27 protein-coding genes are annotated in these 24538 nt (G+C 50.7%); 24 read left to right on the forward strand and 3 right to left on the reverse strand.

What is annotated here, in order from left to right:
- The 14 genes from BLU70_RS11080 to BLU70_RS14415 all read left to right on the forward strand — a co-directional run.
- Positions 1–486 (forward strand): DnaD domain-containing protein (locus BLU70_RS11080; RefSeq protein WP_143027525.1); only part of this gene is annotated, 486 nt, incomplete at its 5' end.
- A gap of 70 nt (positions 487–556) precedes the next feature.
- Complete coding sequence (locus BLU70_RS11085) at positions 557–784, forward strand: hypothetical protein (RefSeq protein ID WP_074693488.1); 228 nt, start codon at positions 557–559, stop codon at positions 782–784.
- A gap of 29 nt (positions 785–813) precedes the next feature.
- Positions 814–1134 carry a hypothetical protein gene (locus BLU70_RS11090; protein WP_074693489.1) on the forward strand — a complete coding sequence of 107 codons (321 nt, stop codon included), beginning with the start codon at positions 814–816 and terminating at the stop codon, positions 1132–1134.
- 1108 nt (positions 1135–2242) lie between these two features.
- Positions 2243–2401: a PTS ascorbate transporter subunit IIC gene (locus BLU70_RS11100; protein WP_074693491.1), complete on the forward strand. Its 159-nt coding sequence runs from the start codon at positions 2243–2245 to the stop codon at positions 2399–2401.
- Positions 2402–3069: 668 nt separating this feature from the next.
- Positions 3070–4293, forward strand: coding sequence for a hypothetical protein (locus BLU70_RS14405; RefSeq protein WP_143027526.1), 1224 nt, complete (start codon positions 3070–3072; stop codon positions 4291–4293).
- A 155-nt stretch (positions 4294–4448) separates the two neighbouring features.
- Positions 4449–4970, forward strand: a complete 522-nt coding sequence (locus BLU70_RS11120; protein ID WP_074693495.1) for a hypothetical protein — start codon at positions 4449–4451, stop codon at positions 4968–4970.
- Entirely contained in the window at positions 4967–5230 is a 264-nt protein-coding gene (locus tag BLU70_RS11125) for a hypothetical protein (protein WP_074693496.1), read from the forward strand. The genes BLU70_RS11120 and BLU70_RS11125 overlap by 4 nt, the downstream gene beginning before the upstream one ends.
- Positions 5231–5436: 206 nt before the next feature.
- A complete protein-coding gene (locus BLU70_RS11130) occupies positions 5437–5811 on the forward strand; it encodes a hypothetical protein (RefSeq protein WP_143027527.1) in 375 nt (124 codons plus the stop codon).
- A 13-nt stretch (positions 5812–5824) separates the two neighbouring features.
- Positions 5825–6187, forward strand: a complete 363-nt coding sequence (locus BLU70_RS11135) for a hypothetical protein (RefSeq protein ID WP_143027528.1) — start codon at positions 5825–5827, stop codon at positions 6185–6187.
- A gap of 4 nt (positions 6188–6191) precedes the next feature.
- Entirely contained in the window at positions 6192–6911 is a 720-nt protein-coding gene (locus tag BLU70_RS11140) for an ATP-binding protein (protein ID WP_074693499.1), read from the forward strand.
- A 337-nt stretch (positions 6912–7248) separates the two neighbouring features.
- On the forward strand, positions 7249–8409 hold the full coding sequence (locus tag BLU70_RS14410) for a fibronectin type III domain-containing protein (RefSeq protein WP_143027529.1): 1161 nt from the start codon (positions 7249–7251) through the stop codon (positions 8407–8409).
- A 351-nt stretch (positions 8410–8760) separates the two neighbouring features.
- Positions 8761–9915 (forward strand): mannosyltransferase family protein, encoded by a 1155-nt coding sequence (locus BLU70_RS11150; protein WP_074693501.1) that lies wholly within the window; start codon positions 8761–8763, stop codon positions 9913–9915.
- A 14-nt stretch (positions 9916–9929) separates the two neighbouring features.
- Entirely contained in the window at positions 9930–11003 is a 1074-nt protein-coding gene (locus tag BLU70_RS11155) for a glycosyltransferase (protein ID WP_074693502.1), read from the forward strand.
- Positions 10981–11223, forward strand: a complete 243-nt coding sequence (locus tag BLU70_RS14415) for a hypothetical protein (RefSeq protein WP_143027530.1) — start codon at positions 10981–10983, stop codon at positions 11221–11223. The genes BLU70_RS11155 and BLU70_RS14415 overlap by 23 nt, the downstream gene beginning before the upstream one ends.
- Before the next feature lie 141 nt (positions 11224–11364).
- On the opposite strand, the gene BLU70_RS11160 is transcribed toward BLU70_RS14415, so the two are convergent.
- Positions 11365–11673 (reverse strand): hypothetical protein, encoded by a 309-nt coding sequence (locus BLU70_RS11160; protein WP_058095106.1) that lies wholly within the window; start codon positions 11671–11673, stop codon positions 11365–11367.
- A gap of 356 nt (positions 11674–12029) precedes the next feature.
- Between BLU70_RS11160 and BLU70_RS11165 the strand changes: the two genes are divergently transcribed.
- On the forward strand, positions 12030–12908 hold the full coding sequence (locus BLU70_RS11165) for an ATP-binding protein (RefSeq protein WP_006447520.1): 879 nt from the start codon (positions 12030–12032) through the stop codon (positions 12906–12908).
- A 6-nt stretch (positions 12909–12914) separates the two neighbouring features.
- On the forward strand, positions 12915–14774 hold the full coding sequence (locus BLU70_RS11170) for a cobaltochelatase CobT-related protein (RefSeq protein WP_074693503.1): 1860 nt from the start codon (positions 12915–12917) through the stop codon (positions 14772–14774).
- A gap of 18 nt (positions 14775–14792) precedes the next feature.
- On the opposite strand, the gene BLU70_RS11175 is transcribed toward BLU70_RS11170, so the two are convergent.
- Positions 14793–15899, reverse strand: coding sequence for a lytic transglycosylase domain-containing protein (locus BLU70_RS11175; protein ID WP_244885189.1), 1107 nt, complete (start codon positions 15897–15899; stop codon positions 14793–14795).
- Positions 15900–15984: 85 nt separating this feature from the next.
- Complete coding sequence (locus BLU70_RS11180; protein ID WP_006447523.1) at positions 15985–16191, reverse strand: hypothetical protein; 207 nt, start codon at positions 16189–16191, stop codon at positions 15985–15987.
- Positions 16192–16458: 267 nt separating this feature from the next.
- Between BLU70_RS11180 and BLU70_RS11185 the strand changes: the two genes are divergently transcribed.
- From BLU70_RS11185 to trpD, 8 genes are all read left to right on the forward strand, one after another.
- Complete coding sequence (locus BLU70_RS11185) at positions 16459–17472, forward strand: RluA family pseudouridine synthase (protein ID WP_074693505.1); 1014 nt, start codon at positions 16459–16461, stop codon at positions 17470–17472.
- 38 nt (positions 17473–17510) lie between these two features.
- Complete coding sequence (locus tag BLU70_RS11190) at positions 17511–18572, forward strand: M42 family metallopeptidase (protein ID WP_074693506.1); 1062 nt, start codon at positions 17511–17513, stop codon at positions 18570–18572.
- Positions 18563–19600 carry a M42 family metallopeptidase gene (locus BLU70_RS11195; protein ID WP_006447526.1) on the forward strand — a complete coding sequence of 346 codons (1038 nt, stop codon included), beginning with the start codon at positions 18563–18565 and terminating at the stop codon, positions 19598–19600. Before BLU70_RS11190 ends, BLU70_RS11195 begins: the two co-directional genes overlap by 10 nt.
- On the forward strand, positions 19597–20583 hold the full coding sequence (locus tag BLU70_RS11200; protein WP_074693507.1) for a zinc-binding metallopeptidase family protein: 987 nt from the start codon (positions 19597–19599) through the stop codon (positions 20581–20583). Before BLU70_RS11195 ends, BLU70_RS11200 begins: the two co-directional genes overlap by 4 nt.
- Positions 20584–20700: 117 nt before the next feature.
- Complete coding sequence (gene aroC, locus BLU70_RS11205) at positions 20701–21858, forward strand: chorismate synthase (protein ID WP_040290041.1); 1158 nt, start codon at positions 20701–20703, stop codon at positions 21856–21858.
- Positions 21855–22949 carry a 3-dehydroquinate synthase gene (gene aroB, locus BLU70_RS11210; RefSeq protein WP_006447529.1) on the forward strand — a complete coding sequence of 365 codons (1095 nt, stop codon included), beginning with the start codon at positions 21855–21857 and terminating at the stop codon, positions 22947–22949. The genes aroC and aroB overlap by 4 nt, the downstream gene beginning before the upstream one ends.
- Positions 22946–23314 (forward strand): chorismate mutase, encoded by a 369-nt coding sequence (gene aroH, locus BLU70_RS11215; protein ID WP_040290044.1) that lies wholly within the window; start codon positions 22946–22948, stop codon positions 23312–23314. The genes aroB and aroH overlap by 4 nt, the downstream gene beginning before the upstream one ends.
- A 174-nt stretch (positions 23315–23488) precedes the next feature.
- Complete coding sequence (gene trpD / locus BLU70_RS11220; RefSeq protein WP_006447531.1) at positions 23489–24538, forward strand: anthranilate phosphoribosyltransferase; 1050 nt, start codon at positions 23489–23491, stop codon at positions 24536–24538.

The following is a 24538-nucleotide window of genomic DNA, read 5'->3' on the forward strand; positions in this document are numbered from 1 at the left end:
AATGCGCACGAATCTGTTACGTTACGCGAACGTAATGCGCAGGTTGCGGGGCTACCTAACCAGACACAACATAACCAAACCAAAACACTGAGTGGTGGTGAAAGCGCGCGTGCGCGCGAGGAGATATCTCTGGAGTTGAACCGGTTGTTGGGAAAATCTCCAAATCCCATGCAGGTGGAACTTATGGCCGCATACTCGGAACCTGGTATTGGTATGGATGTCGAGTTGGTGAAACGAGCGATAAGAGTAGCCGCGCTCAAAAACAAGGACTTGAACTATGCCACGGCAATCTTGAAAAAGCAGCATGAGAGGGGGATACAGACTGTCGCGCAAGCTGAGGCAGACGACGCTTCGCGCCAGGCGGCAATCGCATCCCGTGCGAATGAAAAAACGCCACGTGGAACGAATCGAACACGGGACAAGCCTGTTGATCCCGATCCTCGATACGCCAATTTCTATGCGCTTTTTCCCGAGGAAGCCAAGTGACGGCCGTGGAATCGGGTTGGGGCAGGGTCATTGTACTTATTGCATGTGAAGATGGGGGAGGGGAAAGGTGATGGGCGAATTGCAAAGCACCCTATTCGAAGTGGGGGAAGGGAATATATCACCAAGGACAGTTGTCCGCCGTAAGGAAGCTGATCTGCCATTGCACCATTTTTGGTGTCGCAGAGACGACGAATGGCGAGTCCTTCATGCGATGGGCGAAATCTTTGGAGTTATGTGTCCGGTGTGCGGCAGGTTGATGAAGGAAGTTAAAATCATCCAACTGGAGTTGGATATTTAAATCCAATGTGAGATAAGAAGGTAACGAACATGTACAAATCATTTTCTGCCATTTTGAAAGAGACAGAAGAAGTCTATCAGAGACTGGAACGCTATGAACAAGTTATGAGGCGTCTTAAAATGCGTCTTGAATCCTCTGTAAGGGATTTTAAACCGGGTGGCGTTAAAGATTTCGACCTGTGCATTGCGGACGCATTAGAAGCGGTGTTAGAGGCCTTAGACGACGGACTGCATTATCCGGATGATTATACGGATCGATTTATAAAGTTAAAAATCTATCAATTGCGGAATCAACAGAATGCGTTTGGGGAGAGATACCATGGAGTTGTTTTGGGACTGGGAAATAACTAGAAGGCACGTGTTCATGGTCGGGGTCAAGGGGTTTCTGACTTATTTGAAGTCGAAATATCCGGAAATGGGGTTGTATAGCATTTCTACAGATTGGCTTGGTAATCGTGCTTATTCAGCAAAGGTGAAAGGATCGAGGGGCGACATTATCATTCGGTGGAGGAGTGACACTTACAAATGCATGTAAATAAAGACTTGGTTACAGTGATGATGTCGGGAGCATCTACTATCGCTCTCAGTGGTTTGGTGTTCTTTCCGTGGAAGTTTTTAAGTTTTATGAAACGTAAAAGGGGTGAATGAAAGTGACGGATTTGGAGATTGGAAGATTTGGTATGCAATATATGGAGCGATATATATACACACATCAGCCGGAGGATATTCCTCCGGCTTCAGTCCTACTGGGTGTTTTAGTGTTCATAGTATCGGGCTTTATATTGTGCAAGATTATAGATTGGGTCATATTTATAAAGTATCCGAAAATTAAAAAAACAAACGATTTGGTTACTCCCCTGAAAGGGGAATATTAATTATTTTCGTCTCACCCAATGTACCTTATGGGGGATTGATAGAATAAATCCGATAAATTACGATTGTTACAAGGTTTAATAAATGAGTAAAGAAAATGCATATTTTCACCTGTGGGCAAAAGAGATTCATGGAGGCTCAACGGGATGAGGCGGAGGATTGGTGATGGGCTCGGGGGAGACGTTGGGAGCGACAGTTGATCTGCCAAGTGGATCATTTTACGTTCAGTATTCCATCAGTCTTGGCGACGTAATTATTTGTTCTCTCCTAGCTTTGATCCTAATTGTGATTATTTTGAGATGGATATATGACGTGGTGTTTTAGGGGGATACCAATTGTGGCCTGTGTTGCATACTGGCATTCAAGTGGTCGAAATTTGGACTATTTGTGCAGTACCTGCTGTTTTTCTTCTGATTGCATCCATTTTTCCTAAGTGGTGGCGATAGTTTATGACTCCTTCCGTGATGTCCGGGGTATTCGGCTGGTTTTTCTCCTGCCCCGAAGTATTGGAATTTGTCTTTGGGATTAGTTCCATAGTTGCTTTGGTAATGGGGATAATCGGCATGACATTCGGGAGGGATTAAACATGTATTTTGGAAATGTGTGGGATTGGAATTTTTTCTGGCAAGTCTTTCAGAATTTCTTGTCAAGTGAAAGCCCATTCGTTCTCATTGTTGTCGCCGCGATGGTCGTTGGTATTCTCTTAGCCGTCATTGTCGGGGCGATTAAAGGTATGAGGAACTAAATGAATTCAACTTTGAGTGGGTTTTACATCCCTGATTTATCCGAGGATTTCGATATGAAATACTTTTGGAAGATAGTTGCCAACTTCCTTAGTTCCATTAGTCCATTCGCTTTAATTGTAGGAGCCGCTTTGATCGTCGGATTGGTCATAATGTTTGTAGTAAGGGGGATCCGACGATAAATGCCTAACTTGATATCTAACTCTGACATGTCTGAGTTTTGGGGATATCTGCATTGGGGTTTGTTGCAAGCGGCACCATTCTTAATGATGGTCGTGGCATCCTACGCCGTGTACTTGGTCATACGTATTGTTAAAAATGCTATTTGGCCTGATGCGCGTGAGGATGACGACATAGATCAAGATATGGAAGATTAGGAGGAGTTATTGTGTCAGTAATTTCTGCAAGCGCTGTAAACTGGGGATTCACTTCGAATGATGTCCTGTCAAATTCAATGGCTCTATTCAGCACTCTCGCAGGTTTTGTGCTGCTCGGTATCGCAATCGCATTCGCGCCTCGCCTTATCACGCTTATTAAGTCTGCAATTTTGGGGCGAAGCAGTTCGCGATAAATTAGATCCCACGGAATGGATGAGCGGGCATCAGGGACGTTTAAATTGCCTCTGATGTCCGACTCCCACTTCAGTGTCAAAAGGGAGATGTTTTCCGTAATGAGAGGGAAATACTTTATTTTGAAAATGGTAGCCTCCCTCTCAATAAGCATGGGATTTCTTTCTAATACCGTGTTCGCAGGAGGTTATCAAAGCGGCACAGTGTGGTATACGGGTGTTTATATGGGGAACGAATTTAACGGGTCAGGTACATATGATGACGGATTGATGAGCAATTATGGATATGAAAATAACGAGTTTATGCAAGACGCGCTTGATGATACGAAAATGATCCATTCTGTTGTAGTTGAAGGCGAGTGGGGTGCCGGAGTAACCGTAACCCTGGGGCTTTGGAATATTCAAACAGATAGCAGTGGCAACGTGATAGGTACGCCCACTGAAGTGGGTACCCAGACAGTCACTCCTTCGGAAATTGGGCAACGCATTTCACTTAGTCAAGCCGTCAATGCTATAAGCATTCAAGCAACTGTTACTTCTTCTACTTCAAATGGATATTTTTACTTATACAAGATGTTCGGTGATGTAACCCAGTATACGCCCTCTGGAGAATCCATCTTTAACGTTCCACCATTTGCTAATACACCGGTTACTACACCGGTTACAAGTGTATCCAGTGCGGGCGTCGTGAATGTTTATAGTGTGCAAACTCCACCTAATTGGCCTGTGATTGAACAAGGTATTGCGGATGACATTATAAGCGAAATACCCGCTATTCCAGATCCGCCTTCTGGTTCTGATGCGATTTCAATTTCTTCTCAATTGCAAATATCTATACCAAATAGCTATCCGGAGTTATCTACTCCTGTAATTACTGGTATACCTGATTCGCCTCCGGAAACAGGAGCAGTATCTTTTGATTTCTCTGATAGCGGAGATACAAGTTCAATTGCAGTACCTACTTCGGATAGCAAACCTTTTTCTATTAAAGATCCGCTCGCGGGACTTACACATTCGACGGGGATACCAACGCCTGGGGACGCTCCAAATACTTCAATGGTTCCAACTACGCCACAGGGTAATACTCCCCTCCCGAAGAACAATCCGCCTGACATAGGTACTGCACCATCCTATTCGGCAAATACTGCATCTTTAGGGATATTGCCGTCGCCGGCAGGGAGCGGAATCATTCCTATGCCAAGTGGCTCCTCGGGTACAGATTCCAATACTCCGGAGCCAGTTACAAACTCTAGTACAAGTGCTCCTAATTATTATAAAAATGGTATATCTGGAAATGCGGATCCGATGTACAATTATAATCCATAGAGGGGGTATCTATGATGACGGCATCGGATATATGGAATTTCACTTCAAACTATGTAGATGCATGCGCTCCTGTGATACTAATTGTTGCTATCGTGAGTGTCGCCGGAAAACTCATCGATTTAATTACGGGCATATTTGATCGAGGTGACTAACATATGTTAGCACAGTTTGCATCTAAGTTTTGGGGGTGGCTATCCGCTCTATTCAACTCCTTGGCTCGCTTTATTGGCAATGCTCTAACGAGTTTAGGCAATGCGATCATGGGAGGGCTGAAATGGCTCGGTAATTTAATTTCGAAATTATTCCAAGGGTTATTGAATGGTATATCAAAGTTATTAAATGCTATTTTTTCTCCAATTTTTAGCATAATAAAAGCTTTATTCTATTTTATTGAAGAAGTAGCAAAAGTATTAATTGATATATTAAAAATAATGTTTCAGGTGGTACATGTACTGCTTTCACTCGCCTGGGGCATTGTCCGAACCCTGGCAGGACTCACATATAACAACTCATCGCCGACGTTGCCGTCTGATGTATCATCTCCATTTCAACATATGCAGTCGGTACTGGGACTCCTGCAACTTGACAACTTAGCATATGTTATCAGGTTTGGAATTTGGATTTTTATCGCTTTTTCAGCAGTGAAAATTGTTGGGAATTGGGGGGTTGGTGAATGATTACTTTTATAAACAATTTGTTTAATCCTGTTCTCCAATTACTCAATGATGTTCTGCACTTTCTCAGTCATATGGCTAACGTCACGGGAGCGGGTATCAACATATCAGACTATATATCTTGGATAGGTGTTTTGGATCCGGCCTGGCAAGGTGACATAGATGCTTTACTATCAGGACTTTCATTTATTGTAATCCTCTTTTTGGCACGCTCGATTTACCGATTCTATCTTAGTTTGAAAAATGGTATTGAATGGTGGTGAGCATGCATGAATGCTAAAGACATAGCACATTCAGTGGTGGCTTCTCCTGCTACGAGTTTACAAACAAGTCACACGGTATCTTCATATACGCCATTTAGTTACTTTTTTGAAGTGGGCTTTGGGTTATCTCTAGGCGTGTTACTCGTTTGGCTTCCTGGCATGTGGTTTTATCGCAGATTTTTACAACAAAGAGCGGAGTGATAAGAGTGGCTAAAAAAGAGCAATCTCCTATACGAGAAAGATTGGTGATATTGGAGCACGACGGAATGACATGTGACATACTTCCGGTACGTGATGTTGGACATGATCGAATTTTAGCAGGGAGCGGCGAAGTATCAGTTCCCATGAAGGATGTCAAACAATTCATAAGTCCAGAAGGCCGGGTATATGTGGCGCATGTGCCAGAATGGTACATCAATGAATCAAAGCACCTAGCTGAAGTCGAAATGGCAACGGTGATCAATCAAGCTGTCAACTATCAAAAGCCTGGAACAGTAACAAGTCGGCCTTCAAATTTCTTATTATGGTTTCCGTGGATTTTAGCAGTGTTCGCTATCATCTTTGCTATTTTGAAAAGATAGGTTGTGATTTGACATGCAGGAGGATCGGTTGCAAAAGATACTTGGTGATGACTTATTTAGTGCTACGCCACAAGTTGACAGCATAAAGCAAATACTTCAGTTTTTTGAGGCTCATGCCCAGCCATTGAGTGTAGCCCAGCTTCGAGCTATAGCCTATTTAAACTACCTAGGAATGCGCGATTTACATATGGAATATCGGGAACAGAATAAAGGGCAACATCCATATTCCGGTCTAATTCGATGGATCATTGAATCTGCTGTGAGTCATTCTGATCCCGGGGTCTATATCAGAGTAATCGAGGCGCTTATCCCTACGCCTCAGACAATAGTACATGCGCAATCGAATAACGAATCGAAAAAAAGGGGGCGTAAATGAAATAATGCCGAACTTCATTATGATTCAAGGTGGTTTAGGTGCAGGTAAAACCCTTCTTGCATCACTTCTGGCTCAATATTGGCATTTAAAATCGGATGGTGAATTGACTTTATATGCAAATTATGAACTTCTAAACGCTCGCGTGTTTCATTCTCCTGAACAATGGATTGATGTAGCCGAAAGCCATGGATCCGCAATTATTTGGGATGAGGCGCAAACGCAATTTGATCGTAGGAATTGGCAAAGAAACACCTTTATGACACAAATATTCAATTACGCAAGGAAAATGCGCTGTGTACATGTATTCGTGAACCCAGTTGGCACAAATCTGGACTCTCGAATTCTCGATTTTATCGAAGTGTTTATGCACGTTACGAAAAGTCAAGGACGTGGAATTAGAGTTGATATCTATGAATATCAAGACAAACGTTATGGTGATTGGGGCAGACCGTTGAAATCTCTGTGGATTCCATGGTGGAAAATTAGACAATGCTTTGCACTTCATTTATACAATACCGACAGCATCCTATATCCGTTCCCAACTCCCAAAACGGAAGTCGCTCAAAATGCATTACTAAAACGTATTGCAGAAATGCAATATGAAATATCGGAAGTTGAGAGACAAAAAAGGAAAGTCATTAGTGGATGGATCCAACCGAGTGATCATTTTGAAGAAAAGCGTTCGATTGAAGGTGGAGAGATCGATCGCTCATATTTGGGGTGAATGTTCAATGATTAAATCATTAAAAAATATTCCTTTATTCGTTTTATTTATAATGGTTTTCATGTTTTCTCCAGTCACATCTTATGCGTCGTCCATTCCCACACTCAGTGCGTCGATTAGTAGACAGACGAATCCTTACATTAATTTGACCTCAGTGAGTAAAACATATTGTTCACTGGTCACCTATAGCGGGTGGGACAGTTATGTTGGGGATACGCTATATTATGAGGATTTTGGATATAACGGAGAAGACTGGGGTAAATACTCGTATGTTATATCATCCGGGTCGTCCTCCTTTACCCCATGGTATAATCAGCAAACTGGATGGGGCGGATTCGTGGCTAATAATGAGCCGTTTACCATTGAAAATTCATCGGGAACTGTAATTGCTACAGGGGTATTCCTAATGTCTGGTAATCTTATACCACCATCTATCTCGTACTCTAATATGTCAAATAATTCCTTATCTATCGCGTGGAATACTGTGCCTAATGCAACCTCATATTCCATTGTTTTAAATGGAACAACCATTGCCACGAATGTTACTGCTTTGAGTTATACCGTGAATGGATTGAAGGTTGGAAACAATACTATAACTATAATTGCAACCAACACATCGACCGGAGCGACCTCTCAATCGTCGATCAATGTTAGTTCTCCCCCTGCGCCTCCTATGAATCTGTCTGCCAGTACAGGGACTGTATCAGGAGAGGTACAACTGTCGTGGAATTCAAGCCCCGGCGCCACTTCATACAACATATATAGAAATGGTGTCGAGGTAGCTAGTGGCGTCAAGGGGACAAGCTATACTGATGTTGGACTGAATAATGGTAATACGTATACTTACTATGTAACGGCATTTGCGGCGAGTGAATCTAGTCCATCCAATATTATTAAAGCTATACCTTCTGCCCCAGTCCTATCTGCCCCTACTAATGTGAATATCACGGGGAGTGGGAGTGGAACCGGCACGATTACATGGACACCACCTCAAAACGCACCGAGTGGAGTGTCCTATACGATTTATCAAAATGGGGTACCAGTTGCTACGGTTACTGGAACGTCTTATACAATTGCTAATTATAATCCCAATGCCACATATACGGTGTCAGCTTCGGCACCGGGATATACTTCGTCGCAAGTTGTATCGCAATATTCTTCATTTAGTTTTGGAGCCACGCCCAAGGACTTTGTAAGTACTATATTTATCATCATAGAGTCTTTAGCGGGATTTATCCTGCTTGGGATATGCATTTTCTTTATTCCACGGCTTATTGATCTATTAAGGGAAAGTAATTTTCTTCATACTATATTTTTTGATCGTATTTTGAGCAGTAAAAGGACAAATGAATTTGAGCGCAATTTAGGGTATGAAAGGAATTTAGTTTCTGATGTGGAATATAAACCAACAGAAACTGTGGATGGTGAAGAAATATCTAGTATTGAAACGTCCATATATAGCCATCCAATATCCAACATAACACCATATCAAGAATAGGGGGGATTATAAGTGCATGTCACAATAACGGAAACTGAAAAGGTGATGGAGAACGATCCACGGGGATTGTGGTATTTATATCCTTCTATCCCTCCTTTGGTTATGATGCGGAAATTGCGTAAGTTTTACGAGAACTTAGTTACGGCTTCCGTAGTGGATACTCTTAGAGCTTCGGGAAAAGTGGCCATAAGTCGTAATTTCTTTACTCAAAAGCGCCGATTGGAACTTGCAGAGCGTCGGATCAAGATTGGCCGGAGAGCATATTATGTGGTGGATCGGACTGATGTACCCAGACGTGCTCGTAAACTCCTTAGAGATGGATGGCCAATCGTCGAATATGAGGTAGAGTGAATGACTAAACGATTTATTGAAGCTGTATCTCTGTATGCTATTTCTAAAGCCATCATGCTTGCCGGTTCGATCCTTGCTTTAAAGAGCGCAGCTATTCCACTTTCAAAACTACTTTATTTTGCCGTTGTATATTCTTCCTACCATGATGATGCGACATGGTATAGCGCGATTAGCTCATTTGGATACATACGGGAGGAAGCTCCATTTTGGCCGGGTTGGCCATTACTCGTTACCGGCGTCCATATACTGACCGGAACTTCAGTAGTAACAAGCGGGATTGTGTTGGCTAATTGTTTGCAAATAATCGATATCGGACTCATTTTGGAACTTTTCAGGAAGTTGTTAGGTAGTGAAACCGGAAAGATAGCAGGTATCCTTTGGGCTGTGTATCCTATGTCCGTGTTTCTCTCATCCGACTATACAGAGCCCCTGTTTATACTAGGTATGATCGGCACAATGCTTTTTTTGCATGACCGGAGATATTGGGAGGCTGGCATCTTCGCGGGTATAGCTACAATTACTCGGAACTCCGGGGTTTTATTAGTAATCCCAATAGGATATTCAATATGGTCGGACTATAGAACACATGGCCGCGTGAGATTGAAGAGTTACCTTCCTTTCTTGTCCATTATTGTATCGTTTGTCGGATACTGCATATATCTTTGGTTCAAATTTGACTCTCCGGTTCTATGGTCAACCATGGAGAAGCTTTGGGGAAGGCAATTCGAGTGGCCTTGGATAACGCTCATAAAGGGTGTATGGGTATTACCTCATGTTTGGCGATCCAGCGGTGGCTATGGACATGTCTATTATGCCCTCCAATACGGATCTGTATTTCTGGCACTCGCTTCTCTTCCAACTGTATGGAGGAGGTTGCCTCGGTCATGGTTTTGGTTGCTGATGGCTCAGATTGTGCTTCCGCTGTGTGATCCGGGTATTGGGGCGCAGGCAATCACTGGATATACAAAACATATAACAGACTACTTCTTTTCGTTTGATCGCTTCACACTTACGATGATCCCGGTATTCGCGGCGCTGGCTTTACGACTGCGCGAAATCAACTTTATCAAGCCCAAGTGGATATATACAGTCTATGCAACGGGCACAGCCTTGTGCACCAATGTAGCGCTGACGCTGCATATGTTTATTGGCTGATGGGAGAGATATATATGTCGGAAATAGATATCATTATTCCAACGAGGAACGAAAGTAGTAATATTGCCCCCTTGGTTCAACATATTCACGATGCTCTCGGGAGTATAGGATACCATATCGTCTTCGTTGACGACTCTGATGATGGTACGCCGTTTATCATCCAGCGCGAAGCCGAACGAGATCCGCGCATAAAGCTGCTTCACCGCGAAGTCAATATGCGCAATGGATTAGCGGGTGCGGTCGTAGATGGATTCAAGTTATGCAGTGCGGAAGTTGTGGCGGTAATGGACGGAGACCTGCAACATCCACCAACCGCCTTATCCGAAATGTTGAATCGAATAAAAAATGGTGCGGACATGGTGATCGCCTCTCGTTACATCAAAGATGCATCCGATCAAGGATTGCGCGGAAGACGAAAGATCATGTCGCGATCCGCTCATTTATTTGCGCGTGTACTGATACCGCGTCTCCGCAGTCTTACAGACTGTACAAGCGGCTTTTTTGCTTTCCGTGCAGACCGCATTGACAAATCGAAACTAAACCCGATTGGGTGGAAGATCATGATCGAAATACTTGTAAAGGGGGACTTTTATCGAGTCGAGGAAATACCCATTCGGTTTGCCAGACGGCAGTTCGGCCAATCAAAATTGGCGTTTGCCGAACAGGTAAAGTTTATTCTACACATTATACGTCTGAGTGTAATACTTAAATACTTGAAGTTTGCATGTACAGGCCTTCTGGGGACATTGATAAACCAGGTTATGCTTAGCGTTTTATTGCCAGCCATGAATCCCATGGTTGCATCCCTAATAGCCTCATCTGTGTCGATGTTTTTTAATTTAGTTATAAACACACGCTGGACTTGGCAGAGCAATGTGAATAGTGGTTCTCAAGCAGCTATTTATATTGCTATATCGTTAGCGGGCATATTTAGCACTATGTCCATTTTTTCTATGCTCATTTATATGGGATGGACGCCCATGCTCGCACAATTTTTAGGTATAGTCATAACATCGTTAGGCACATTTTTTATGCACAATATCCTTACATTCGGAGGCAACAAAGATGTTAAAACGAGACAAGCATAAAAAAAGGCAGTCTATTATAGAAAAAAATTTACAGGAACTTGTTAGAAAGGGGTGGCTTTTTATCGATGGTGAACGCGATGGATTGCAGGTATATAAGCCAACTCAACATGGGCTCAAGTTAGCCGAAAAACGCTTGAAAAGTTTAGGTCTACACGTGGACAAACTTAATGATATTCAGGCCATAGACAAAAATCGAGTTGGAAATAGTACGCCTGAATAAACATCGGAATAGATTGATGAAAGTTCCTATTGGATTGTTCAACGGATACCGCATAAAGCCGCTCCCCATGATGTATTCGATTGGCTAGATCTGACATTCCAAATAAGATGTATCGCTCTGCCTACAGATTGTGAACTGTGGTCACTCAAGGTATCTTGCGAAGGCGAGCCACCACCACCACCAGCCGCCATACCAGTAACCGTAACCCGGATAGCCCCAGCGTCCGTATGGGCGCGCATAAGGATAGCCGTAACCCCATTGCGCCAAGGTGACGTCCAGGCGGTCTTCGTCCGATCCTGATGCCAAGCCAACCGGAGCGTAGGAACGAGGAACCCGGACCAGCACGCCGTTCCCGGTCACTTGTTCGATCACGCCGCGATGTGTTCCCCAGGGCGTCTGAAAGCGTACCCACTGGCCGACGGCACGCTCGCACTGTGCACGCGTGCACATAGCTTGTACCTCCTTTCTGTACCCTTTATGAAAGTGGGCCGCCCGCCCCAATGGGCGGCGGCCCTGGAACTCAGTAGGCTGCGGCAGCACCGTAGCCCGGAACGAGCAGGAAGAACAGTACGAAGATGATGAGGAACACGACAGCCCATTGCGTGTATCCGCCAAATACGCCGTACATGATGACACCCCCTCTTCGAATTTCTGGAGTATCCTACGCCCGTTTCGTCCCGAGTGGCTCAGACAGACGCCCGTATGCACGATGTGGCCTCAGTGGGTAGGAGAAGGGCGCTCTTGACACAGGCGGGCCGATGGCGGAGAGTGGTACAGGTTGATCCATGAAGTAGGAGGGATTGTCCATGGAGCGTGCCTGGACGTTTGACGATATGGACATCGCGTTGGAGCATGGACTCGTGCAGGCTTATCGCGCCGGGAACGCTGAGGATACCTATTACAGCGCAGACCCTGCGCTTCTTGAGGACGCGCTGACCACAGTTGCGCTTGGCAAAAATCTGCTTCTGCGCGGACCCACGGGCAGTGGCAAGACCCGACTCGCGGAATCCCTAGCCGCGCGCCTGAGGTTGCCGATGGAGTCCATCAACTGTTCGGTCGACCTTGATGCTGAAGCACTTTTAGGTTTTAAGACACTTGCCGTCGAAGATGAGCAAAGCGTGATTCGCTATGTCGAGGGCCCTGTCGTACGTGCTATGCGTCGGGGCCACTTACTCTACATTGATGAGATCAATATGGCACGGCCTGAGGCCTTGCCTATCCTAAACAGTGTTCTGGACTACCGCAGACAACTCAGCAATCCATTCACTGCCGAAACCATTACAGCGCATCATCAATTTCGCGTGATCGCGGCCATCAACGAGGGGTATGTCGGCACTGCGCCGATGAACGAGGCACTCAAGAATCGCTTTGTGGTAGTCGATGTGCCTTACATCCAAGGGGCGAGCTTGGCGGCGCTGATCGAGCGCCAATCGGAGTTGCGCGACACGGATCAGATTCGCCTTTTCACCGACCTCTCAAGCGATCTGGTCGCCGCCGTGCGCACTGGCGAAGTGAGCGAGGAAGCTGCCTCAATTCGGGCTCTTCTCGATGCTTGCGATCTCGCTGCCCACATTCCGCCACTGCGAGCTGTTAGGCGCGCTATTGCGGCGAAACTCGACGATGAGCGGGAGCAAGATCTGGTGATGCAGCTTGCGGCAGGCTATTTCGGCGTGGATCGGGGATGACGACGAATGCGAAGCGTTTTTCGCTTTACCAGTGAACTCGACGACGTGCGCGAACGCGTTCGCCTGACGGACCTAGCCGTCGTCCTGAGTCGCGATGAACACGTGCACTGCGAGTTTGGCCCTGTTTCGGTATGGCGCGAAGAAGACGGCATCTTGCAAATCACCACGGTTTATCAAGGCCTGACGGGGGAAGAGCGAATGGCCTGTACAACGGCTGACGTGTATCTGCGGGCTGCCGGAAGCAAGTGGTTCACCGATAGGACCGCCATGATTGAGGCGAAGGCCAAGGCCGATGCGACCGTCGTGCCCATGCTGGTCTGGCAGTTCATGTGCGCCGTCGAGGACGTTCGCATCGAGGCCCGACTGACGCGCCAGCGTCCTGGAACAGCACATCACTTTGCAAGTCGCATCGCGTTTTACAGGAACCTGTTTACCCGACAGATCCCGGCGTGGGAGCGTGATGGTCGTTTGGGCAACGCCTGTTTTGCGGAGCTCTACAACGGCTTAACGGACCCGACTGGCAATGGGTACGCACTTGCCGCGGGTTGCCCGACAAGCGAAGCGGCAGCCTTGTTGGCGCTGCGCTTGGTGCAAGAGAGGCTGGCCGCCACCAACCAGCCCACGGTCGATTTGGATGCGCAATGGTTCGATTACAGCTTGGCGGGCTCGTTGCAGGTAGGGGCAGTTGGGCAGGCGGACGGTAGCGAGCGCGATCGCGCCGATGGAAGTGCCGAATCTGCGCTACGTGGCGAGGACAGCCATGAAGATCAGACCATGCCAGCCTGGACGCAGCGTCAGGACAGCAATCGAGCGGCTGGATTGCAGATGGATGATGTAGAGGGCGCCACGCGAACGGGTGGCGGATGGAGCGGTCGTCTAGGTTCGTTGCAGCAGTACGAAGGCCCGTCGAGCCGCGGGCGGATCGTCGGCGAAAAGAGCGAGGATGGATCGGAGGTCGCGGTGCGCGACGCGGTGTACGAGCCGACGCCCCATTCCGACGTTACGACCAAATCGCCGCGTGTCATGGAAAGGGGCTGGCGCCCACCTTCGCGAGAGGCGGTCAGCGCCGTGCAGCTCTGGAAAGAAGGTACCAAGGGTGCGAAGCGCCGATTGTTGCGCGCGTTTTACCATTCGTTTTGGCGCGAACAAAATGCATTGGCCGGAGGATTTCAGTATGGCCGACTCGGCAGACGCCTCGAACGAGTTGCGACCGAACGGTGGCCGCGCCTATTTGAGCACAGGCGTCGGACCGGACTGCGCCATGACGCGGCCGTTCAGGTTCTCGTCGACTGTTCTGGATCGATGGAACCGTACCTAGACGCTTGTAAGCCAGCCCTGTACCTGGTGGCAGACACGCTGCGGACTTTGCGAGTCCCGTATAGCGTATGTGCTTTCTGGGAAGACAGTGTCCACGTTGTTGCGTCCGGTGAGGGGGAAACGGCGACGTTTCTGTGGGATGTCATTCCGTTTGCAAGGTCGCAATCGTCCGATGCCGCACTTGCTTTGGTCGACCTTGAACCGCAGTTGGACAATCGCGATGGGTTCGCGATTCGGTTGGCCGCGCAACGGCTTAACGCACGAGAAGAGCGACAGAAGTGGCTATTGGTCGTCAGCGATGGCCAGCCGGCGGCCGAGGATTACCGAGATGCGATCGCGGACACCAAGCGTGCCATACGATGGGCGCGATCGCGCGGCATACAAGTGCTGCATTTGTGTATTGCCGATCCTCTGGAAACTGAGTTTATGCAGGCAATTCGACATTTATATGGGCGGGCAACTGTCGTCATTCGCGATGCGAGTGAGATAGGGACTGCCATGGAAAAAGCCTTAGCCCAGGTGCTTCGTCATCTGAGCCAAGGCGAGTAACAAGTCGCTCGTCGGCTATCAGGTAGCCGACATGTGCAGGATGTCGTGGACGTAGACCGTCGAATGATTGTATGCGTAGACGGCGTAATAAGGATCTTGACTAAAGCCTTCCTGATGAAGCATGTTGGCTGCCGAGTAGATGGCATCCTCAACGTTGTAGATGCTAGGCGTTTTGTGGCCAGGTGCAGGCACGCCGAAAATGGCGAACGTAGATGGCATAAACTGCATGGGTCCGAGGGCACCGGCGGACGAGACGTCGTCGCCGGTGGTATCGAAGTCTGTCTCCTCCTTGTGAATCGCTGCGAGAACAGTCCACGGTATGTCATATTTGCGACCTGCTGCTTGATAGATGGGAATCAGCCACTTCGGGGCACTGGCGATTAATGCGCGGCTAGCCGCGGTGGGGTGGTAACTGGCATTCATGGGTCCAATGACAAGGCGTTGTCCCGGTTGAATATCATCGCCTAACAAGGCGTTGTCGTTGATGATGGCGCGTATAGAAACTCCGAATTCGCGCGAGATCTTCCAAAGCGAATCTCCCGGTTGAACGACATAGGTCATGGGATGCCAAGACTTTGTCGGCGAGGAATTCGCCTTGGACGATTTCGGACGTTGTATACGGGGGGTGACAAGGCCATCGATGACGCGCAGGACTTGTCCAATATGCAAGATGGTAGACGTCAGATGGTTCTCTTGCACGATGGCGGAGACCGTTGTGTGTTTTGCGAGTGCAATGTTCCATAGACAATCGCCAGGTTCCACACGCCACAAACTCGCTTGTCTCATGTTGGAGTGCGGTGGTGCCGATTGAATGGCAACCGTCTCACGCACATGCGCGGTCGGACTAGCATGCGGGATGAAACGAACTTCCCGTACGAAAGCTGCACCACTGGTCGGCTGTAGTGGACTCTGCGGCGACGGAACTGAGCGACGTTGGTTTGGTTCATAGGCGAGTGGTTGGACCTCGGCTCTTGTATGCGAGGCTCGTCCACTCGGTTCGCGGGTGGACAACGGTTGACTGATAACAGGCGTGGGATTGGCACATAGAGCCAACAGTGTGCACACGAGTACGAATGCGAGGCTGACGATAAAGCTGGGATATCCCCGGCGACGAATCACACACATCTCCCTCTCCATTGTAATAGGCCGTTCGGCTTGCGAACGTCTGGTAAAGAGAGATGTATGCCGCGAGATGGACAGGTATGACAGGCTAATTTGACAAATGGCTCAATTCGATTGCGTTCAACAGTTCTCCCGCAAATTGCTCGGCCCAAAGGGGACACATCTCAAATTGTACGTCGTCGTCTGGACCAACCACTTGAATGAGGTAGTCACAGCCGTGATCGCACATGCGTTGCGGCAAGCGCGCAGATTCTTTGCCGACGACGCGAAATGTAAACGGTACGACCAAGGCCATAGCCTCCTTTCTGTGGCGAGTCACCTGTATTACAAAATATCCGTCCACATTCGTTATAGACCAATCTTCCTACATACAAACAGATGGCGGTCGTATATGTCGGTGCCTGGGTGCGGAACCTAAACCGAGGTGAGTGCCATGAAGACCATCGACAAGATGTTGTACATCGCCGTCTTGGGCGGCTTGCTGACAATTGGTATCATTTATTTGTATTTTGCGATCCGGCGCCTTGGTTGACGAATCCAAGGCTGCTATGGGGTGTTGGCAGTGGAGCAATATCAGGTGCCTGCGGAACTGGAGGGACGTCGACTATCGACCGTCCTCATGAGTACCTTGGGCTTGTCGCGCCGATTGCTGCGGCGTATCATCCACGAAGATGGATTTTTTCTGAACGGCCAACCAGTGCGGCTATCGGCGATTGTCCGACGAGGAGATCTGATCTCTTGGCAACTGCCTGACGAGTCACCTTCGATTGCGCCCGAGCAGATGCCCCTCGACATCTGTTACGAAGACGAGGATGTTATGGTCGTCAATAAGCCGGCTGGCATCTTGACACATCCTTCGGCTCGTGAGCGCACGGGCTCACTATTGGCTGGAGTTGCCTACTACTTACAGAAGACAGGGCAAACACCCCATGCGGTTCATCGCTTAGACAAATACACATCGGGTGCTATCTTGTTTGCCAAACACGCCCACGCGCACCATCAGTTGGACAGAGCCTTGCGCCAAGGACTCGTCCACCGCAAGTATGTCGCTCTGGCTTATGTGCAAAATGACATCCCGTGCGGAGTTTGGCTGCATCTCGTCGACGATCTCGCAATAAATCCCGAGAGGCCTTCGCGGCGGATTGTCGTCCCAGAAGGCAAGGGAGAACGTGCCATAACGCACGCCCTTCCCCTTGCGCGCACGGGACACATGGTCTTGTTTGCATTCGAATTGGAGACCGGGCGTACGCATCAGATTCGGCTTCAGATGGCCTCGCGGGGCATGCCGCTGGTCGGGGACCGCGATTATCCGTACAGTGTCGCCCGCAAGCCAGATCTGGTAGGGCGGGCGGGCTATTTTGAACGTGTATTTCCGCATCAGGCCTTACATGCCTATCAACTATCGTGGCAATTGGGTGAGAACGGCCCACGGAAGAAGTCTTGGGCACGCGTGCCTGAAGCCATGGAGCGGCTGTGGTCTCTTTCGGGTGGCATGGACACGATGGAGCAGTGGTGCGAACGGGCTGCCGTAGCCTCACCGACAAATGACAACCGTGTTACACTGGATATGGAGTGAGTATTTGCGCTTCGTTGAAGAGAGGTGGTTGCACGCCTATGGAAAACCATCAGCGATTGTTAGAACAACTGATGACCACGCACGGCGGCCCTGGCTTTGAAGGTGCGGTGCGCGACGTGGTCGTACCACAGTTGCACACCTATGCCCATAAGGTCGAGGTCGATGTCATGGGCAATGTTGTGGCCTGTATAGAGGGGCGCGGTGAGGGACGTAGACCGCGCGTGTTGCTGGCCGCGCATATGGACGAGATCGCACTCGTGGTCGCTCGCATCGAAGAGGGCGGTTTTTTGCGAGTGGCGCAGACGGGAGGCTTTGACCCGCGAACTCTGGTTGGGCAAGAAGTCGTTGTTCATACATGCGGTGGAGATTTGCTGGCAGTCGTCGGCTCAAAACCACCACATCTGACGGCTCCTGAGGAGCGGGGGAAGGCAGCTCCTTTGTCAGACTTGTATCTCGATTTAGCGATGCAAGAAAGTGCTGTGCGAGAGCGCGTGCGCATCGGCGACCGCGTCACGTTGTCGCGAGAAGTGTATTTATTGCGCAATCGGCGCTTGGCTGGAAAATCGCTTGATAACCGCGCGAGTCTTGCCATTTTGCTGGAAACGTTGCATCGGTTGGGGCAGTTTGTCCACCAAGCGGACGTGTATGCGGTCGCGACGGTACAAGAAGAAGTTGGACTGCGTGGCGCACAGACCGTTGGATTCGCGGTGCAGCCAGATGTGGCCATTGCCATTGATGTGACATTTGGTGCATTTCCCGGACAGGCCGCAGACGAATCGTTTGCACTGGACGCTGGGCCAGCCATTTCGTTTGGTCCGAATTTGCACCGAAAGGTGTTTCAGCGGCTTGTGGATGTCGCGGAGCGCCACCGCATTCCGTACCAAATCGAGCTTTCACAAACGCCCGTTGGTGCGGATGCAAACGCGTTTCAAGTCGCCGGACCGGGTCTCGCCGCAGCCTTGGTCGGGATTCCTATTCGCTATATGCACACATCAGTCGAGACAGGATCATATTCCGACATCGAACAGTGCGCACGTCTGTTGGCACATTATATCGCCGAACTGGACATGGAGCAGGTGGAGGACTTGTCATGCTATTAAAAACGCTGTCGGAGGCGTTCGGCCCGACCGGATTTGAGGATGAAGTGCGAAACGTCATTCGCGGCGAACTAGAGGGCCGCGTCGATGAGATGAAAACGGACGTGCTTGGCAATCTGATTGCTGTCAAAGGGGCGGCAAAGCCTGGACCCAAGGTCATGCTCGATGCCCATATGGATGAAGTTGGTTTGATGGTTGTACAGATTTGCGACGGGGGCGCCGATGCCGGATTGCTCAAATTCCGGTCGCTCGGCGGGATCGATCCGCGCGTGCTCGTGTCCAAGCCTGTATTCATTGGACCCGACAGAATTCCGGGGGTAATTGGTGCAAAGCCGGTCCATCTGCAAGCGCCTGAAGAACGGCAAAAGCCCATCCCGATGGAGAAGCTCTACATCGATATCGGCGCAAAAGATGCGGCGGATGCGAAGTCGGTCGTCAAACCGGGCGATGCGGCGGTGTTTGCGACGCGTTACGCGGAGTTTGGCGAGCGAGCCGCGAAAGGCAAGTCGTTTGACGATCGCGTCGGTTGTGCGCTGCTGGTGGAAGCGATGCGGCATGAGGTCCCGTATCCACTCTATGGAGCATTTACGGTGCAGGAGGAGATAGGGCTGCGCGGAGCGAGGGCGGCCGCGTATCAGATACAGCCCGACATCGCAATTGCGCTCGAAGGCACCGTATGCTTCGACGTCGTCGGGGCGCCGTCGCATGGCCAGTCGACCGTGCTTGGTAAAGGACCGGCACTGACCGTGCAAGATGCGCAGACAATTGCGGATCGTCGGTTCGCCGAATTTATGTGGGAGACGGCCCAACGACATGGAATTCCCGTGCAGTGGCGGCGGGTGAAAGGCGGATCGAACGACTTTGGGGCCATTCATCGCATCGGCAAGGGTGTTGTTGGTGGATCGATCTCGGTGCCTGTGCGCTATATCCACGCGCCTACGCAGGTGGTTTCCCTCGACGACGTGGAAAACGCGCAACGGCTGTTGCAGGCGGTACTCAAAGAGATCGCGGAAGGGAGTTTTACCTTGTGAAGGAATGGATCGTTCGTTTGGCGGGGGAGATAGCTCCGTCAGGTAGCGAAGGGCGCATCGCGTCGGTGCTGCTCGACGCTGTGCAGGACCTTGCCGATGAAACCCATATGGATGCGCTTGGCAATGCCATCGCGACGAAGCACGGCGATGGTCCACATGTGATGATTGCGGCGCACATGGACGAACCAGGCGTCATGGTCATTGACATCGATGACAACGGCTATTTGCGTGTCATTCCGACAGGTGGATTAACGGCTTCTGAAACGGCATTTCGGCAGGTGACATTTACGAATGGTACGATTGGCCTGGTCTGCCTGGAAGACGGCGAGAAGCGGCCAGAACAGTTTGATCAACTGTATATCGATATCGGCGCCAAACATCGCCAAGAGGCCGAATCTCGCGCCTTTATTGGACTGAGCGGCGTAATAGGCGGATCTGTCACTGAGGTAGGTAACGGTAGGTTGCTCGGTCGAGCGCTCGACAATCGGGTCGGCTGTGCCATCGCCTTACAGGCTTTTCGCGATTTGGCGCAACGCGGTCTGCATGTTAGCGTCGTCTTTACGGCGCAAAATGCGCCGGGGGCGCGCGCGGCGCAGGCTGCGGCATTTGCCCTCGAACCCGATTTGGCAATCGTCGTCGACGCTACCCCGGCGTCCGATGTTCCCGGTGGCAAGCGGACCGCGTTACAACTCGGTGCAGGACCTGCCTTTAAGGTGATGGACGCAGGAACCGTGGCTCCATTAGCCGTGAAACAACTGGTTGAGGACACGGCTCATGCACTTGGCATAACACTGCAATACGAAGTCTGGCCGAGCGGGCGCAGCGATACGGGTGCCATTCAATTGACCCGCGCGGGGATACTGGCCGCTGGCATTTCGTATCCCGTTCATACAGCCGGAGCTGCAGAGGCCATGGTCGATCTCGCGGATGTGGAGGCGACCTTGCGCTTGCTCGTGGCTAGTGTGCAGGCGTATCGGAAGTAAACGAGTGGCCTTGGCATATGCGAAAGTTCCGCCTGTGCCAAGGCATGTATGGTATACTACCTCTAATTCGCAGAGACAGGCGCGTATGGGAGAGCGCTGGAAGTGGAGGGGCAGCCTTTGCTACGTTATTTGTCGGCCGGAGAGTCGCACGGCCCGGAATTGACCATTGTCGTCGATGGATTCCCAAGTAATTTACCTGTGTCCAAGGAGAAAATTGACGAACAATTGCGACGTCGCCAAATGGGATACGGGCGCGGATTTCGCCAGCAGATCGAGACGGACACCGTGGAAGTGACCAGCGGCATTCGCTTCGGCAAGACGCTTGGCACGCCCATTACCATGGTTGTGGCCAACCGCGATTTTAAAAACTGGACGGATCGCATGGCGCCATTTGGAGAAAAGCCAGAAGATCTGAAAGAAATCTATCGGCCGCGGCCAGGTCATGCAGATTTGGCCGGCGCCATTAAGTATGATCACGAGGACATCCGCAACGTATTGGAGCGTGCGAGTGCTCGCAATACCGCGACCGTGGTCGCGGCAGGTGCTTTAGCAAAACAACTGCTCGAGCAGTTTGGCATTCTTGTCACCGCGCACGTCGTCGAGTTGTGTGACGTGAAAGCGGCACAGCTGCCGGATAGCCTTGAGCAGCTTATAGCCGCGGCAGACAGCTCTGAGGTGCGCTGCGCGGATTCGAATGCATCGCAGCGGATGATTGAAAAGATTGACGAAGCAAAGGCAAACGGAGACACGGTTGGAGGCATCTTTGAAGTCATCGTCCGCGGTTGCCCCATTGGCCTTGGAAGCTATGCCATGCCGGATCGGAAGCTCGATGGCCGATTGGCCGGTGCCTTAATGAGCATTCAGGCCATCAAGGGTGTCGAAATTGGGCTTGGCTTCGAGGCGGCACGGAGGATGGGTTCGCAAGTTCACGATCCGATTCTGTATGATGGGCAGCGTTATCTTCGGTCGTCCAACGGCGCTGGCGGCCTTGAGGGCGGTGTCACCAATGGCCAAGACGTCGTCGTGCGCGTCGCCATGAAACCTATCTCCACTTTGTATAAGCCGTTGCCTAGCGTCAACATGAAGACAAAAGAAGCGGAACTGGCAGCCATCGAGCGATCCGACTATTGTGCGCTGCCCGCGGCGTCAGTGGTGGGTGAAAACGTCGTCGCATGGGTGATTGCGGATGCGCTCATCGAGAAGCTCGGTGGCGATTCGCTCGAACAAATGAAAGACAATTGGGCGCAATACCAGGCGCGCGTGAGTCGGCGATGAGGACACTTACGATTGTCAGTGAGCGTCATACGTATCCGGTCATTGTCGGGGCTGGCGCTTTGTCACGGTTGCCAGGCGTCCTTGACGAGGCGGGTCTTGGCGGGCGCCACATCGCCATTGTCACAGATGACACGGTGCGTAAACAGCCCATTGCCGAGGAATTGGTCACCGCTTTGGAGCAAGGTTCGTTTACCTATTCGTTTATCGAGATACCTGCGGGTGATGCGCACAAGTCCCTCGATACGGCCGTCTCCGTGTATGGTGAGCTCTTGGCAATAGGGTTTCGCCGCAGCGACGTGATCGTGGCACTTGGCGGAGGGGTTGTCGGCGATCTCGCCGGTTTTGTCGCAGCGACGTATATGCGCGGGGTGCCGTTTATCCAGGCCCCCACAACCTTGCTGGCGCACGACAGTGCGCTAGGCGGCAAGGTGGGTGTAAATCTGCCACAAGGGAAAAACCTTGTTGGGGCGTTTTATCCGCCGAAGGCGGTCGTGTTTGACACGAGAGCGCTCTTGTCGTTGCCGCAGCGGCAATGGGTAAACGGCATGGCAGAAGTCATCAAACACGCGCTCATCGGCGATGCCGACTTGTTTGCGACCCTGGAGGCGCAGCCTTTGCGCCAGTGCCCAGATGCGGCCGTCCTCGAACCTATTTTGGCCGATGCCATGCAGGTGAAAGTCAACATCGTCAATGCGGATGAACACGAAACAGGGCTGCGTCAGATCCTCAACGTCGGACACACGATTGGCCATGCTGTTGAACAGTGCTCCGATTACGAATTAGGACATGGCGAAGCGATTGCCATCGGTCTCGTGTTGGAAGCCGATCTCGCCGTGATGCGCGGCATGCTGACGATGGAAGCGCGCGATCGACTCGTGCAACTATTGCTTGCACACGGTTTGCCCATTCGTCCGCAGGAGCGGGATTTTGCTGAGATTGCGAAACGAATCCAGGTGGATAAGAAGCACGGCCGCCGCGGTTGGACGTTCGCACTCCCGCAGGCGATTGGTCGCGTCGAAGTGGTCAGTGGGGTGGAAGAGGACGAGGTGCGTCGCGTGTATCAACGCGCGTTAGAGGGGGAGAGTGCATGAAGGTACGGGGATTGCGCGGGGCGACTACGGTGAAAGCGAACGATCGGGAAGAGATCTGGCGAGCCACGCGTGAATTAATGGAAGAAATCGTACGTCTAAACGACATCGATGTCGACGATGTGGCCAGTGTCATCCTGACGATGACTGCCGATCTGAATGCAGGATTTCCGGCCCTGGCCGTTCGGCAATTGCCGGGGTGGCAGTGGGTTCCTTTAATGTGTGCACGCGAGATCGAAGTACCTGGGTCATTGCCCCGCAGCATTCGGGTCTTGGTGCACCTAAACACGGACAAAGCGCAGGACGAACTGATTCATGTATATCTTGGAGAAGCCGTACAATTGCGGCCTGACCTCGCAACGCGATGAGTGGTATGGCCGCCTGTTCTGGCAGGCGTTTGCCGGTTGACGGGGGGCGGTTCGGCCGCTACCATGTCTATAACAGATCGATTGGCCATTCGGCAGTCGAGTAGAGTGAGTTGAGGTGAGCGGGTGTTGGCAAACGTGGTTTGCCGATGCTCGAGTTGAGAGGAGACATCGAAAGTGAATGATTTGGTACAAACTGCGTTACGCACCGTCGTCGCGGGCCAGACACTCGACGTGACGGCTGCAGACGCGTTTATGAATGAATGGATGCAAGGCCGCGTGACACAGGCACAGGCTGCCGCCTTGGTCAGTGTCATGGCGGCTCGCGGTGAACAACCTTCGGAAATTGCGGGATTTGCGCGGGCCATGCGTCGGCACGCATTGCATATTACGGCTCCTGCCAGTGCCATTGATACGTGTGGCACCGGTGGAGATGGCCGTGACACCTTCAATATTTCAACCACAGTTGCATTTATTGCCGCAACTGCAGGGATTCCCGTGGCCAAACACGGCAATCGAGCCGCTTCGAGCCGAAGTGGCAGTGCTGACGTATTGCAGGCCTTGGGTGCCGAGATCGAGCTGTCCACCGAGGCGTGTGAGCGTCTGCTCGCCGATACTAACCTCTGTTTCCTCTTTGCGCAAGTCTTTCACCCCGCGATGAAATATGCCGCTCAAGTTCGTCGGGAGCTTGGGTTCCGAACCATTTTTAATATCCTGGGTCCTTTGACCAATCCTGCAAACGCTCGCCGCCAGGTCCTCGGCGTGTTTAAACCGAGTCTTGTGCCAACCGTGGCTGATGCGCTTTTAGAATTGGGTGCAGAGCATGCTTTGGTCGTGCACGGCGACGGCGGTTTGGACGAGTTGTCGCTATCGGGTCCGACGCAGGTGGCCGAGGTCAGGGCTGGTCGCATCGAAACGTATGTCATTTCGCCGGAAGAAGTCGGACTCGTGCGTGCCCCAGTATCTTCTATCACGGGAGGAACTCCCGCAGAGAACGCTGACATGATTCGCAAGGTATTGCAGGGAGTGAAAGGGCCTAAGCGCGACGTCGTGTTACTCAATGCGGGTGCGGCTCTGTACGTGGGTGGCAAGGCGGCGAGTATCGCGGAGGGCGTTGACCTTGCGGCGCAGCTTATCGATAGCGGCGCGGCGCTTGCGAAGCTGGAACAGTTCGTGGCAGGCACGCAAGATCATGCGCAGTCTGTGCAAGCGGGAGAGGTGCACTAA

Source organism: Alicyclobacillus hesperidum, assembly GCF_900107035.1.
Lineage (GTDB): Bacteria > Bacillota > Bacilli > Alicyclobacillales > Alicyclobacillaceae > Alicyclobacillus > Alicyclobacillus hesperidum.

Coding starts and splice junctions, on each gene's coding strand:
- BLU70_RS11085 (WP_074693488.1), top strand. CDS start 557: ATGGGCGAATTGCAAAGCACCCTATTCGAAGTGGGGGAAGGGAATATA.
- BLU70_RS11090 (WP_074693489.1), top strand. CDS start 814: ATGTACAAATCATTTTCTGCCATTTTGAAAGAGACAGAAGAAGTCTAT.
- BLU70_RS11100 (WP_074693491.1), top strand. CDS start 2,243: ATGTATTTTGGAAATGTGTGGGATTGGAATTTTTTCTGGCAAGTCTTT.
- BLU70_RS14405 (WP_143027526.1), top strand. CDS start 3,070: ATGAGAGGGAAATACTTTATTTTGAAAATGGTAGCCTCCCTCTCAATA.
- BLU70_RS11120 (WP_074693495.1), top strand. CDS start 4,449: ATGTTAGCACAGTTTGCATCTAAGTTTTGGGGGTGGCTATCCGCTCTA.
- BLU70_RS11125 (WP_074693496.1), top strand. CDS start 4,967: ATGATTACTTTTATAAACAATTTGTTTAATCCTGTTCTCCAATTACTC.
- BLU70_RS11135 (WP_143027528.1), top strand. CDS start 5,825: ATGCAGGAGGATCGGTTGCAAAAGATACTTGGTGATGACTTATTTAGT.
- BLU70_RS11140 (WP_074693499.1), top strand. CDS start 6,192: ATGCCGAACTTCATTATGATTCAAGGTGGTTTAGGTGCAGGTAAAACC.
- BLU70_RS11150 (WP_074693501.1), top strand. CDS start 8,761: ATGACTAAACGATTTATTGAAGCTGTATCTCTGTATGCTATTTCTAAA.
- BLU70_RS11155 (WP_074693502.1), top strand. CDS start 9,930: ATGTCGGAAATAGATATCATTATTCCAACGAGGAACGAAAGTAGTAAT.
- BLU70_RS14415 (WP_143027530.1), top strand. CDS start 10,981: ATGTTAAAACGAGACAAGCATAAAAAAAGGCAGTCTATTATAGAAAAA.
- BLU70_RS11160 (WP_058095106.1), bottom strand. CDS start 11,673: ATGTGCACGCGTGCACAGTGCGAGCGTGCCGTCGGCCAGTGGGTACGC.
- BLU70_RS11165 (WP_006447520.1), top strand. CDS start 12,030: ATGGAGCGTGCCTGGACGTTTGACGATATGGACATCGCGTTGGAGCAT.
- BLU70_RS11170 (WP_074693503.1), top strand. CDS start 12,915: ATGCGAAGCGTTTTTCGCTTTACCAGTGAACTCGACGACGTGCGCGAA.
- BLU70_RS11175 (WP_244885189.1), bottom strand. CDS start 15,899: ATGTGTGTGATTCGTCGCCGGGGATATCCCAGCTTTATCGTCAGCCTC.
- BLU70_RS11180 (WP_006447523.1), bottom strand. CDS start 16,191: ATGGCCTTGGTCGTACCGTTTACATTTCGCGTCGTCGGCAAAGAATCT.
- BLU70_RS11190 (WP_074693506.1), top strand. CDS start 17,511: ATGGAAAACCATCAGCGATTGTTAGAACAACTGATGACCACGCACGGC.
- BLU70_RS11195 (WP_006447526.1), top strand. CDS start 18,563: ATGCTATTAAAAACGCTGTCGGAGGCGTTCGGCCCGACCGGATTTGAG.
- aroB (WP_006447529.1), top strand. CDS start 21,855: ATGAGGACACTTACGATTGTCAGTGAGCGTCATACGTATCCGGTCATT.
- aroH (WP_040290044.1), top strand. CDS start 22,946: ATGAAGGTACGGGGATTGCGCGGGGCGACTACGGTGAAAGCGAACGAT.